The sequence below is a fragment of the Actinomadura sp. CNU-125 genome (assembly GCF_001942465.1).
In the GTDB taxonomy this organism is placed as follows: Bacteria; Actinomycetota; Actinomycetes; order Streptosporangiales; family Streptosporangiaceae; genus Spirillospora.
This window is the reverse complement of record NZ_MKJY01000164.1, coordinates 1-11,619: the sequence shown is the minus strand read 5'-3', so window position 1 is coordinate 11,619 and position 11,619 is coordinate 1. Positions and strand designations below refer to the sequence as shown.

Genomic DNA, 11,619 nt, shown 5'->3' with positions numbered 1-11,619 from the left:
TCGCCGGACGCGGCGTCCCCTCCTGGCTCCTAGGCGAGATCGTCGCGCGCTAGCCCAGTGCCCCGGGTTCTTGATCTGCGGCGTGTTGCCCTAACTCGGGCGCCCATAAGGGCAACACGCCGCAGATCAACTTCGGGGGCGGACGGCGGGCCAGGTGGGTCGGCTAGTGGGCTTTGGGCGGCGGGGGCCGCTTCCTATGGCGATCGACGTCAGTAGGACGAGAGCGGCGGCCGCGGCCACCTGGAGTTGTCCGACCACGGGCAGGTCCGACTTGGGGCCGGAGACCGGCGCGAACCGCCCGTCCGGGTCGAGGACGACCGAGATGGTGTCGCCGCGCTCGTGTCCCTCGCAGCCGGTCGCGAGCTCGCGGGGGATCGGGGTGCCGTCGGCGCGCCGCAGCGTGCAGTGGTGCGTCTCACCGCCGCGCGCGGCGGTCGTCCAGGTGCGCGCCACGACCGCGTCGCGTCGACGCCGACGAGCGTCATCGCGACGTCCCGCGCGGCGGTGACGCCGACGATGCCGAAGACGAACAGTGCCACGACGCCGAAGCCGAGCGGCACGCCGGCGAAGCGGAGCGGACGGCGCGTCGCGTACAGCCGCACCAGTGCGGCCATCGCGGCCATGGTGCCGACGATGAGCAGCACCGCGCCGCTCGTCGTCCCCCGCCACAGGTAGGCGGCCGAGGACAGCGCGAGCCCGCAGCCGGCGATCACGATCACGAGGCCGCCGCGGACGGCGCCGCGCAGCACGGCCGAACGACGGTCGGCCGTCATGTGTTCCGTACGTCACAAAGCCCCCGGTGCCGGGCGTTGACCCGGCCACCGAGGGCGTTCATGATCGGACTCAGCCCGAAGACTCGTTCTTGCGGTCCTCGCTGCCGTAGTCGTCGGCGTAGTCCGCGTACTTCTCGGCGAGCTCGTCGTAGGAGTCGTCACCGTCGGAGTCGTTGACCCCTAGCTCGTTCTTCAGGCGGTCGAGGTCTGTGCCGCCGCTGTTGTACTTGAGCTGGCGGGCAACCTTCACCTGCTTGGCCTTGGCTCGGCCGCGACCCATTGGCTCGACCCCCTCGATGGTCAGGGCTTTCGTGGGCCCATCAACGCGCGCGTGTACCACACGAACCGATGCCTGATGAGCCATGCGTCAGTCACGAGTACAACCGTACCCGTTTTGCGCCCGGCTCGGTACTTCGGTGGCACGTGGCGGCGCTCTTGTTCGGGAACTCCAGTGTATCCGGTAGGTGCCAGTGGCCCGACTTGACGTCACGTGACGCTGCTTTCCACTGGGCCGAACGTGACGTCAAGCGCCTACAGGCCGTCGTGGGACGCACGTACGCGCGTCCCAGACGGCCTGTCAGGGGTCGTCCGGTGTTGTCCGAAGTCGTTCGGGTCAGACGAGGATTCCGCGGAGACGGCCGATCTCGGACATCCGGCGCTCCGCGAGCCGGTCGGCGGCCGCCGCGGGCGGGACGCCCTCGTCGGCGGCCAGCGCGAAGATCTTGCGGGTCGTGTCGTGGATCCCGGACGCCCGCGCCTTGGCGCGCTCGAAGTCGAACCCGGCGATCTCGTCCGCGACCTGGATCACGCCGCCCGAGTTCACCACGTAGTCGGGGGCGTACAGGACGTTCCGGTCGGCCAGGTCCTTCTCGACGCCCGGGTGCGCGAGCTGGTTGTTGGCGGCCCCGCAGACGATGCGCGCGCCGAGCACCGGCACCGTCTCGTCGTTCAGCGACCCGCCGAGCGCGCACGGCGCGTAGACGTCCAGGTCGCGCGGATCATCGCGGCGCCGTCCGCGACGACCTCCACCGCGGGGTGCAGCGCCCTGACCCGCTCGACGGCGGTCTCGTCGACGTCGCAGATCACCACGTCCGCGCCGTCCTCGCGCAGGTGCTCCACGAGCCGGTGGCCGACCTTCCCGACGCCCTCCACACCGACCCTGCGGCCCCGCAGGGTGGGCGCGCCCCACGCCGTCTCGGCGGCGGCCCGCATCCCCTGGAACACGCCGTACGCCGTGAGGATGGACGAGTCGCCCGCGCCGCCGTTCGCCACCGTCCGTCCCGTGACGAACTCGGACTCGCGGGCCACGATGTCCATGTCCTCGCTGAACGTACCGACGTCGCACGCGGTGTAGTAGCGGCCGTTCAGGGACTGGACGAACCGTCCGTACGCCCTTAGGAGCGCCTCCGTCTTGTCTTGGGACGGGTCACCGAGAATGACGGCCTTGCCCCCGCCGTGGTCGAGCCCGGCCAAGGCGTTCTTGTACGCCATCCCCCGGGAGAGGTTCAGCACGTCGGTGAGCGCTTCTTCCTCGGACCCGTACGGGTAGAAGCGGGTGCCGCCCAGCGACGGCCCCAGGGCGGTGGAGTGGATCGCGATGATCGCGCGCAGGCCGCTGGCCTCGTCCTGGCAGAAGACGACCTGCTCGTGTCGGGGTTCCGAGCCCTTGTGGGGCGACCCGAAGACATTAGGCACGGTAGTGCCCTCCTTCCTGTCCACAGATCAGCCTAAGGCGCGCCGGGCACCATCGGGAGGTAACGCACGTGTCTCGCCGGGGCCTGTCACCGCGACCGGCGGGCGGGTCCCGTGTCACGATGCGGGGGTGTTTCCGTACGCCGCGTACTTACGGGTATACGAACCGGTGACCGCCTTCCAGGAACCGGCGCGGACGTTGTGGACGGCGTATGCCGAGTCCAGACGGCGCCCGCGACGGATCCACGCCCTTGGCGTCGAGCACCGCGACGCGGCCTGCCGGCTCGCCGTCGCGCCGCCCGAGGTCGTCCCGGACCGGGAGAGCCGCGACGCCTACGTGCGCCGCCTCGACGGCGTGATCTACGTGTGCCCGTGGGAGACGCGGCTGCGCTCGTGGATCGCGTTCGAGCGGTTCCGGGCGGAGCAGCCCGCCGGGGTCGCCGCCGCGTTCGTCCCGCCGCCGCAGGCCGAGCGCATCGCGCAGGCGTTCGAGCGCTGGAAGCGGGCCGGGCGGCCGATGCGCCCGCACATCCTGACGAGCACGTGGCACGTCCCGCTGGACTGGCTCGTGCCGTTCGTCCGCACCGAACGGTCGCTCACCCTCGGTGTCCCCGGCCCGGACGACGCCGCGTGCGACCACGTCACCCAGGGGGCAGCGACGGCCGCACCCGCGCGCACACTGCTCTACGTCACGTCCATGGGTGAGGCCCGCCGCCGCGTGGATCACGCACTGCCGATCGTCCGGGAGAATCTCGGGGACGGGTCGGGCGACGTGTACCTGCTTTCCGCCGGGCGCCTGGAGACGCTCTCCCGATGGCTCGGCGAGTTCCACCCGCGCGCGCTCGTCGAACTCGACTACGGCGGGCTCGTCCATCTCCTGGACGACGAGGCGCTGCGGGCGGACGAGTCGGTCGCGGAGATGTCGGTGGCCCTCACCGGCATGGAGCGCGGCGAAGTCGAACTGACCGTCGCGATGTACAAGCGGCTGCTGGCGCGCTGGAGGCCCGTCCGCGCCCTCGAATCGGCCAACTGAGGAGCGCCCCGGACACCGCCTCCGACCCGCCTCCGACCCGCCTCCGACCCGCCTCCGACCCGCCTCCGACCCGCCCCGGACACCGTCTCCGACGCCGCCTCGGATGCCGGTCCCGTGGACGTACTGAACAAAATTCCCGAATCTGCGCGCGATACGACTATACGTGTCGCTAGAATCACTCAGCGTGACCCGCTGTCCGGCGCTGATGCGCAGCTCGCGGCGTTCGAGGGGATGTTTGCCCGCAACGTACGCCAGGAACTTGCTTGTTGCGCTCAGTGGTGGCAAGGTTACACGTTGTGATGTCATAGTGGCTCTTTCGGGCCATAGGGGACATCAGTGACCGCGCGAGGATCAATCGCAGGATCGCTGTCATCGGTCCACGGAGGAGAGGCCGCAAACATGTCAGCACGTACGCCAGAGGCCGAGCCCCTGCTGACGCCGGCGGAGGTGGCGACGATGTTCCGCGTCGACCCCAAAACCGTCACGCGCTGGGCGAAGGCCGGCAAGCTCACGTCCATCCGGACGCTCGGGGGGCACCGGCGCTACCGGGAGGCGGAGGTGCGGGCGCTGCTGGCGGGAATCCCGCAGCAGCGCTCGGAGTAGCCGCACCCACCGGCGCGCCCCGCACTGGCACGCCGGACCGGACGCGAAAACAGGGGGGCCGCGAACGGCCCGGGACCACGGTCATCCGAGAATCGCGGTCCCGGCCTCACGGTTCGACCGGACGTCCCGCTCGCGACCCCGCGAGCGGGGCTCCGGTGTTTCGCGCGCCCGCGCGCCGAACCCCGGCCCGTCCGATGGAAGGGCGTGGCCGGTTGTGGTCACCCCGGTCACACGAGCAACATGAGTCACACGACCCCCTGCGCATGACTCGCGCACGGTCCCACGCACGATCTCGCGCGACCCCGTGCACGAACCGCGGGAGTCGCCGGGACTCGGGCGGACGACTCAGCGGGACGTCGGCTCCGGGGGCGTCAGTTCCTCGTTCGCGAGGCGGTCGAACAGGGCCCCGGTGCCGGGGTCGTGCCGTCCCGCGACATGGAGCATGACGACCAGGTGGTCGACGAGCAGCCGCTCCAGGTCCGCACGGGCCACGTCGCGGTTCTCGAGCCAGTCGAGGCCCGCGGTCTCGACCGCCGCCATCCACGCGCGCAGCGTGATGCGCAGCGTCGGCTCCGGCACGTCCACGGCCAGCGAGTGCAGGATCCGGTCCAGCAGGAGCTGGCGGATGCCGTCCACGATCTCGCCGACCTCGCCCGACCGGTCGGCCGGGCCGCCGCGCAGCAACGCCAGGTAGCCCGCCGCGTGGCTCTCCACGAAGTCGAAGTAGCGCTGCAGCGAGACGCGGAGCCGGTCCAGCGGCTTCCCCTCGGTCGGGGGTTCCAGGAGCACCGACAGTTTGCTCGCCGCGCTGCCCAGCGCCGCGATGTACAGCTCGTACTTGCCGCCGAAGTAGTGGTAGACGAGTGCCCGGGACGCCCCCGCGGCGGCGGCGACGTCGTCGATGGAGACGTCCTCCGGCGACCGCGTGCTGAACAACTGCAGGGCCGCCTCGATCAGTTCTTCCCGTCGTTCGTCCACGCTGAGCCTGCGGCGTCCCTGCCCGCCGCGCTGCCGGCTCCGCGCCTTGTCACCGGTCACCGCACGTTCTGCCACTCGCGCAGGGTATCTGAGGGCCCGGCCCGGACACGCCCGCGCGACGCCGCCGCGGGGCGTTCCGTCACCCCCTCGTGACTCCCTCCGGACCCGGATGTGATCCGGGACACCACAGACCCGAATCCGGTTTGGCGGATGACCGTTACTCCCTGTTGCGGCGATTTGTGGGGAAGCCAAGGCATCATGGCATCTCCTCCCGCGCGGAGGAGGCGCGTCGCCGCCCCCCGAGGCGCGCCTTGACGGCAGGTCCTGCAGGCCCCCCTGGACGGAGTGCCATGTCAGCTGGTGAAGGTAACCCCCCGCACAAGACGCAGGAGGACATCGTGGTGCCCCGGCCGCGCCGCCCCTCCTCCGCGGCGCACGCCGAGGGGAGGTCCGGGCCCGCGCCGAAGCCGACGATCCGCAACGTCGCCGAGCGGGCCGGGGTCTCCAAATCCCTCGTCTCCCTGGTGATGCGCGGCTCCCCGCACGTCAGCGAACGCCGCAGGCAGGCCGTCCTGCAGGCGGCGCGCGAACTCGGCTACCGGCCGAACGCCGTGGCCCGCAGCCTGGTCGAGGGACGGACGCGCCTGATCGGTGCGATCGTCGCCGATCTGCACAATCCGTTCTTCGCGGAGTTCCTGGACGGCCTCCAGGAGAGCCTGCACGGCGCCGGGCTGCGGATGCTGGTCGGCAGCGGCCGCTGGGACCCGATGTTCGAGGCCGAGGCCGTCGAGGCGTTCCTGGAGATGCGGGTGGACGGTCTCGTGCTGCTCAGCGTCGTCCCCGAGTCGCTGAAGGACGCGGCGGCGAGCGTCCCCGTCGTCATGGTGGGCGAACGGGACGTCCAGGGCGTCGACATCGTCGTGGACGACGACGAACTGGGCGCCAGCCTCGCGTCGACCATCTGGTCGAGCTCGGCCACCGGCGCATCGCCCACATCGAGGGGACGCGCTCGACCGCCGCCCGGTACCGGCGCATCGGCTACGAGAAGGCGATGCGGCGGCACGGGCTCGCCGGTGAGGTCGTCGTGCAGCCGGGCGACTTCACCGAGGAGGGCGGCTACCGGGCCGCCCGCGAACTGCTGCGCCGCGACCCCCGCCCCACCGCGATCTTCGCCCCGAACGACCTGGTCGCGACGGGCGCGCTGTCGGCCGCCGTCGAGCTGGACCTGCGGGTGCCCGCCGACCTGTCGGTCATCGGCTACGACAACACCCATCTCGCGGCGATCCGGCACATCTCCCTCACGAGCGTCGACCAGCCGCGCCGCGACATGGGCCGGCTCGCGGCCGAACTGCTGACGGCCCGCATCGGCGACCCGTCCCGCGGGGCCCGGCAGAACCTCGTCGTCCCGCACCTGGTCGTCCGGTCCACCACGGGACCGGCCTGAGCGCGCCGGTTCCCGAACTGGTGTGCTGCGGGTAACGGACACGCCAAGAGGCCGCATTCGGACGTGCCCGCGGTGGTTAATGGACTCACCGTTCGGCGGGCAGGGGAGATCCGGGCCGGACGGCCCCCGGCCGGGCGCCGGCGCGGCCGTCCGGCCCGGACCCGCGCGCGGGCGGGCACGCGAATTCGTGGACGACCGGAGGGTTCAGCCGTGCGTGATCCGGAACTGGTGTCGGGCGCGCAGCGCGCCGCGACCGAATTGGAACGTGCCTGGACACGGTGGAGGCACGCGCGCGGCCTCGCCGAGCAGGTGTCGGAGTCCGTCGCGAGTTACGTGGCGCACTCCATCGACCATCCGTGGGGGCGCCCCCGCGTGGTGCTGGGCCTAGACGCCGAGGAGGCGCGGGCCCTCGCGGCCCTGCTCGGCCGCGAAGATCCGCTCGGCTGAGCGGGAATGCCTTTCGCCGTGAACCTCGTTTGACGAACTCGGTGCCGTGTGCAGACTGGCATCGGCGATAACGAACCCATCACGGAGGAATCGGCCTGTGCGCATCAAACGAGGCGGCCCCGCGGTCGCCGGTCTCGCGCTGAGCCTCGGCGCCCTCGCCGCCTGCGGCACGGGCGGCGGCGGGTCCGGTGGCGCGGCGCAGCCTCCGACGGCCGGCGCGACGTCCCCGGCGGGCGCCGAGCAGCAGCGGTCCGCGTCGCCCGAGGCGCCGTCGTCCCCCCTGGACGGCAAGGTGATCGTCATCGATCCGGGGCACAACGGCGGCAACGCCGACCACCCGTCGGAGATCAACAAGCAGGTCAAGATCGGCAACGGCAGCAAGGCGTGCGACACGACCGGCACCAGCACGAACGACGGCTACGCCGAGCACGCCTTCACCTGGGACGTCTCCAAGCGGCTGGAGAAGGCCCTCGAAGCCGAGGGCGCCGAGGTCACGCTGACCCGCGACGGCGACGACGGCGTCGGCCCGTTGCATCACCGAGCGCGCCGGGATCGGCAACAAGCTGAAGGCGGACGCGGCCCTGTCGGTCCACGCGGACGGCACGTCGGCGTCCGGCCACGGGTTCCACATCATCGCGCCGAAGGCCATAGAGCGGAACGCCGGGATGGCGCCCGCGTCGCGCGAGCTGGGCACCGCCATCCGCGACGCCTACACCGAGGGCACCGGCATCCCCTACTCGAACTACCTGGGCGAGAAGGGCATGGACTTCCGCGACGACCTCGGCGGGCTGAACATGTCGACCGTCCCGAAGGTCTTCATCGAGTGCGGCAACATGCGCAACCAGGGCGACGCGGCGAAGATGAAGGACTCGCGGTTCCGCGAGCGCATCGCCGTGTCCATCGCGCAGGGCTTCGAGAAGTACTTCGCCTGAGCGGGGACGAACGCGCCGCGCGCGGCGGTCAGGACGGTTGAACCTCGTCGAAGAGTGCGACGGCCTCGGCGGGGTCCGGGCTGACGAGGCGTTCCAGCCCGGCCGTCGTGATCTCCGCGAGCCTGCTCGCCCGTGCCAGCATCCGTTCCTCGAAGGCGCGGACGGCCTCGTCCAGGTCCTGCGGGCCGGAGGCCGCGGCGACGGACTCGGCGAGTTCGGCGCCTTCGAGCATCGCGAGGTTCGCGCCCACCCCCAAGGGCGGCATCAGGTGGGCGGCGTCGCCCAGGAGCGTCACCCCGGGGACGTGGGCCCAGCCGTGGGACACGGGCAGGGTGCGGATCGGGCGGGAGACGAACGCGGTGCCGCGGCGGAGCAGGTCGAGGACGGGCGCGGCCCAGCCGTCGAACATCGCCAGCAGGCGTGACCGCACGGCCTCGGTGTCGGCCGCGGCCAGGCTCGTGTGCCATTCCAGGGGCTCGCGGAACTGGGCGTACACCTTCACGTGGCCGCCGCTGTTGCGCTGGGCGACGAGGCCGCGGTTCACGCCGTACACGGCCATGGAACCGGCGCCGACCAGCCGGGCGAGGTCGGGATGGCGGGCGTCGACGTCCTCCAGGGAGGTCTCGACCAGGGTGACGCCGGTGTAGCGCGGCGTCGCGGGCGAGAGCGCCGGGCGGACGCGCGAACCGGCCCCGTCCGCGCCGATCACGAGGTCGAACGTCTCCTGCCGTCCGTCCGCGAAACCGACCCGCACGCCGTCCGGGGGCGCGGGCAGCACCGCCGTCACGTGCCGTCCCCACCGCACGTCCAGCGGGCCGAGCAGCAGGTCGCGGAGCTGCCCGCGGTCGATCTCGGGGTTGGCGAGGTCGCCCGGACGGGGGCGCCAGTCGCGCAGGACGGTCCCGTCGGTGTCGAGGATGCGCATGGCCTGCCCCTCGGGGCGGGACAGCGCCCGGAACTCCGTCAGCAGCCCCGCCTTCTCCAGCGCGCGCTGGCCCAGCCCTTCCGCCAGGTCCAGCATTCCGCCCGGCGGACGGGCGTCGCGGGCGGGGTCGCGTTCGAGGACGGTGGCGGGACGGCCGAGGCGGTGCAGGACGCGCGCGAAGGTCAGGCCGCCGGGGCCGCCCCCGACCACGGCGATACGGTGTCTCATGCCGATACACTGTATCGCAACAGTACGGTGTGACCATGACTGTGTGGGACCGGCCGGAGCCGCCGACTCGCCCCGCCCCGCTCGACCGGGGGCGGATCGTCGCGGCCGCCGTCGCGCTGGCCGACGAGGGCGGGCTGGAGGCCGTGTCGATGCGGAAGGTCGCCACCCGCGTGGACGCCGGACCGATGCGGCTCTACAGGTACATCTCCACCAAGGAGGAACTGTTCGACCTCATGGTGGACGAGGTCCACGCCGAACTCCTCCCCGGCGAGCCGCCCGCCGACTGGCGGGCGGCGCTGCGCGACCGCGCCCACCGCACCAGGCGGGCCGCCCTCCGGCACGAGTGGCTGGCCGACCTGCTCGGCGGCCGCCCGTCCCTCGGCCCGAACGCCCTCGCGGTGCGGGAGACCACGCTGGCCGCCTTCGACGGCCGCACCGACCTCGACACCGTCCTGCGCGCCGTCGAGACGGTCGGCGCCTACGTCACCGGCGCGATCCGGCACGAGATCGCCGACCGGCGGGCCGAGCGCGCCACGGGCCTGTCCGAGCGCGACTGGCAGCGCGCCTCCGGCCCGCACCTGACGGGGATGCTGGCCACGGGCCGCTTCCCGGCGCTGGCCCGGGCCGTGCACGACGGCGCGCACGTGGACGCCGAGACGTCCTTCGCGACCGGCCTGGAGTGGATCCTCGACGCCGTGGCCGCCAAGCTCGCCCGCCCCGAGGGCTACTCCGCCTGAGCGAGGACGAACGCGCCGCCGCCGACCGCGCACGCGCCGACCACCGCCGCGAACACGGTGGCGCCGCCGGTCAGGCCGACGGCGTCGGCCAGGTACCCCGTCGCGACCGGCAGGATCCCGGCGGGCACGTAGCCGCCGAGGTTGAACGCGGCGTTCGCCTCCGCCAGCCGTGACCCCGGCACGGACCCGTTCAGCAGCGACAGCCCGGCGAACTGCCCGAGGCCCTGCCCGGCCCCGGCGAGGACGGCCGCGGCGAGCAGCGCCCCGGCCGAGTCCGTCCGCACGGCGGCCACCAGCGACACCATCGCGATCGTGGTGGCCGCCGCGCCGGCCGCCAGGATCGTCCGCCGGTCCGCCCGCCGGACGGCGAACTGCACCCCGGTCGCGGCGGCGAACATCGCGAAGGCCATCGCGCCCGCGGCCGCCCGGTTCCCGGTGTGCAGCAGGGACGGCCGAGCGACAGCATGAAGGACGTCGCGGTGATGCCGGCGTCGCGAACACCGCGACGCCGAGCGCGTGGAGCGCCGCCCGTCCCCGCGCGGGACCCGCGGCACCCGCACGAACCCGCGCGCCCCCGGCGCGGCCCGTCCCGCCGGCCATCCGCAGCACGACGACGACCGCCGCGGCGAGCAGGACGGCCTCGACGGCGAACACGGTCCAGATGGGCAGCAGTTCCGACAGCACGCCCGCGAGCAGGGGGCCGAGGCCCGCGCCGAGTACCATCGCCGCGGACGCGAGCAGCGCTACGCCAGGCGCGCCCGCCGCGCGCCCGGCGACGTCCGTCACGGCCGCATGCCCGCCGAGACGACCGCGCCGACCGCGACGCCGGTGAGCAGCCGCGCCGCCATGAGCGCCGCGACGGACGGCGCGGCGGCGAACACCCCGCACGCGGCGATCGCCAGCCCGAGCGCGGGCAGCAGCACCGGTCTCCGGCCGAACCGGTCGGACAGCACGCCCGACACCAGCAGCGAGCCGATGAGGCCCGCGATGTAGCACGCGAAGATCACCGTGAGCGTGCCGCCGGAGAACCCGAGTTCCCGCTGCCACAGCACGTACAGCGGCGTCGCCGCGTTCGACAGCACGAACACGGCCGTGACCGGCCACGCCGCGAGCCACACCCAGCGTCCCGGTGCCTCCACCGGCGCGTCCCACCTGCGCATCGTTTCCTGCACGCGACGCCCTCCATCTCCAGTACGAACAAACTCGTACTTGTACGAGCGGAGTCGAACTTAGCATGCAGTACGATCGAACTCGTACTGATGGCGAGGAGGGCGTCCATGACCGACATCAAGGTGCTGCCGGAACCCGCCGGCCTGCCGTCCCCGCTCCCCGAACCGGACGTCGCGGAGCTGCGCCTCCCGGTCGTCCTCGGCGCCCTGAGCGACCCGCTGCGCCTCCGGATCGTCCGCAAGCTCCTCCTCGACCGCGAGGACTTCGACCACCCCTGCGGCTGGTTCGGCATCGACCGTCCGAAGTCGTCGCTCACCCACCACTTCAAGGCGCTGCGCGAGGCGGGCGTCATCCGCCAGCGCCAGTACGGCCTCGAACGCCGCAGCGAAGTCCGCATCGCCGACCTCGACGCCCGCTTCCCGGGCCTGCTGCCCCTGGTCGCGTCCTGGACGCCCGACGACTGACCCCGGTCCGGCCCCGGCCCGGTCCGGACGCCGCCCGTCCACCATGGGACGGCAGGTCGTGCGGGGACCGCGGGACCGCGGGACCGCGTCGGCGGCCGAGGGCGGCGAGGGCGGCGATGGATGGTCCAGGCGTCCAGGCGTCCAGGCGTCCAGGCGTCCAGGCGTCCAGGCGTCCAGGCGTCCAGGCGTCCAG

The 11,619-nt window shown here is 72.8% G+C and carries 15 protein-coding genes and 2 pseudogenes; 9 read left to right on the top strand and 8 right to left on the bottom strand.

The genetic code is table 11. The features are described from left to right. Positions 1-209 precede the first annotated feature (209 nt). The 4 genes from BJF79_RS19915 to BJF79_RS19905 all read right to left on the bottom strand — a co-directional run bounded on the left by BJF79_RS19915 (position 210) and on the right by BJF79_RS19905 (position 2,468). Entirely contained in the window at positions 210-773 is a 564-nt protein-coding gene (locus BJF79_RS19915; protein WP_075899469.1) for a hypothetical protein, read from the bottom strand. A 70-nt stretch (positions 774-843) separates the two neighbouring features. Next, the gene (locus BJF79_RS19910; RefSeq protein ID WP_075899467.1) at positions 844-1,053 is read right to left on the bottom strand and encodes a DUF3073 domain-containing protein; all 210 of its coding nucleotides are present in this window, start codon (positions 1,051-1,053) and stop codon (positions 844-846) included. A gap of 333 nt (positions 1,054-1,386) precedes the next feature. After that, positions 1,387-1,710, bottom strand: a complete 324-nt coding sequence (locus tag BJF79_RS60785) for a hypothetical protein (protein WP_262402299.1) — start codon at positions 1,708-1,710, stop codon at positions 1,387-1,389. An 11-nt stretch (positions 1,711-1,721) separates the two neighbouring features. Then, a complete protein-coding gene (locus BJF79_RS19905; protein WP_262402298.1) occupies positions 1,722-2,468 on the bottom strand; it encodes a Glu/Leu/Phe/Val dehydrogenase dimerization domain-containing protein in 747 nt (248 codons plus the stop codon). A 166-nt stretch (positions 2,469-2,634) separates the two neighbouring features. Here BJF79_RS19905 and BJF79_RS19900 point away from each other — a divergent pair, with 166 nt between their 5' ends. Together BJF79_RS19900 and bldC are read left to right on the top strand one after the other, a co-directional pair. Beyond that, positions 2,635-3,498 carry a hypothetical protein gene (locus BJF79_RS19900; protein ID WP_316043393.1) on the top strand — a complete coding sequence of 288 codons (864 nt, stop codon included), beginning with the start codon at positions 2,635-2,637 and terminating at the stop codon, positions 3,496-3,498. 399 nt (positions 3,499-3,897) lie between these two features. Beyond that, positions 3,898-4,101 carry a developmental transcriptional regulator BldC gene (bldC, locus tag BJF79_RS19895; protein ID WP_012850682.1) on the top strand — a complete coding sequence of 68 codons (204 nt, stop codon included), beginning with the start codon at positions 3,898-3,900 and terminating at the stop codon, positions 4,099-4,101. 345 nt (positions 4,102-4,446) lie between these two features. Here the strand turns inward: bldC and BJF79_RS19890 are convergent, their stop codons facing one another. After that, the gene (locus BJF79_RS19890) at positions 4,447-5,139 is read right to left on the bottom strand and encodes a TetR/AcrR family transcriptional regulator (RefSeq protein WP_075899463.1); all 693 of its coding nucleotides are present in this window, start codon (positions 5,137-5,139) and stop codon (positions 4,447-4,449) included. 290 nt (positions 5,140-5,429) lie between these two features. On the opposite strand from BJF79_RS19890, the pseudogene BJF79_RS60780 reads away from it, so the two are divergent. The 5 genes and pseudogenes from BJF79_RS60780 to BJF79_RS65705 all read left to right on the top strand — a co-directional run. Next, positions 5,430-5,951 (top strand): annotated as a pseudogene (locus tag BJF79_RS60780) (LacI family DNA-binding transcriptional regulator); the annotation flags it as partial. Further along, positions 5,837-6,523: a substrate-binding domain-containing protein gene (locus BJF79_RS60775; protein WP_316043395.1), complete on the top strand. Its 687-nt coding sequence runs from the start codon at positions 5,837-5,839 to the stop codon at positions 6,521-6,523. The pseudogene BJF79_RS60780 and the gene BJF79_RS60775, both read left to right, overlap by 115 nt. Before the next feature lie 210 nt (positions 6,524-6,733). Further along, on the top strand, positions 6,734-6,970 hold the full coding sequence (locus BJF79_RS19880) for a hypothetical protein (RefSeq protein WP_075899461.1): 237 nt from the start codon (positions 6,734-6,736) through the stop codon (positions 6,968-6,970). A 46-nt stretch (positions 6,971-7,016) separates the two neighbouring features. Continuing rightward, a pseudogene (locus BJF79_RS65710) lies at positions 7,017-7,454 on the top strand (hypothetical protein); the annotation flags it as partial. A 49-nt stretch (positions 7,455-7,503) separates the two neighbouring features. Next, on the top strand, positions 7,504-7,902 hold the full coding sequence (locus BJF79_RS65705; RefSeq protein ID WP_316043394.1) for an N-acetylmuramoyl-L-alanine amidase: 399 nt from the start codon (positions 7,504-7,506) through the stop codon (positions 7,900-7,902). A gap of 28 nt (positions 7,903-7,930) precedes the next feature. Here BJF79_RS65705 and BJF79_RS19870 read toward each other — a convergent pair whose 3' ends face one another. Next, complete coding sequence (locus BJF79_RS19870) at positions 7,931-9,055, bottom strand: FAD-dependent oxidoreductase (RefSeq protein ID WP_075899459.1); 1,125 nt, start codon at positions 9,053-9,055, stop codon at positions 7,931-7,933. A gap of 35 nt (positions 9,056-9,090) precedes the next feature. Here BJF79_RS19870 and BJF79_RS19865 point away from each other — a divergent pair, with 35 nt between their 5' ends. Next, a complete protein-coding gene (locus BJF79_RS19865) occupies positions 9,091-9,792 on the top strand; it encodes a TetR/AcrR family transcriptional regulator (RefSeq protein ID WP_075899473.1) in 702 nt (233 codons plus the stop codon). Here the strand turns inward: BJF79_RS19865 and BJF79_RS60770 are convergent. Together BJF79_RS60770 and BJF79_RS60765 are read right to left on the bottom strand one after the other, a co-directional pair. Continuing rightward, the gene (locus BJF79_RS60770; RefSeq protein WP_262402297.1) at positions 9,780-10,202 is read right to left on the bottom strand and encodes a hypothetical protein; all 423 of its coding nucleotides are present in this window, start codon (positions 10,200-10,202) and stop codon (positions 9,780-9,782) included. The genes BJF79_RS19865 and BJF79_RS60770 overlap by 13 nt on opposite strands. A gap of 372 nt (positions 10,203-10,574) precedes the next feature. After that, positions 10,575-10,964, bottom strand: coding sequence for an MFS transporter (locus BJF79_RS60765; RefSeq protein WP_262402296.1), 390 nt, complete (start codon positions 10,962-10,964; stop codon positions 10,575-10,577). 105 nt (positions 10,965-11,069) lie between these two features. Here BJF79_RS60765 and BJF79_RS19855 point away from each other — a divergent pair, with 105 nt between their 5' ends. Continuing rightward, positions 11,070-11,426 carry an ArsR/SmtB family transcription factor gene (locus tag BJF79_RS19855; protein ID WP_262402295.1) on the top strand — a complete coding sequence of 119 codons (357 nt, stop codon included), beginning with the start codon at positions 11,070-11,072 and terminating at the stop codon, positions 11,424-11,426. Positions 11,427-11,619: the final 193 nt, after the last annotated feature.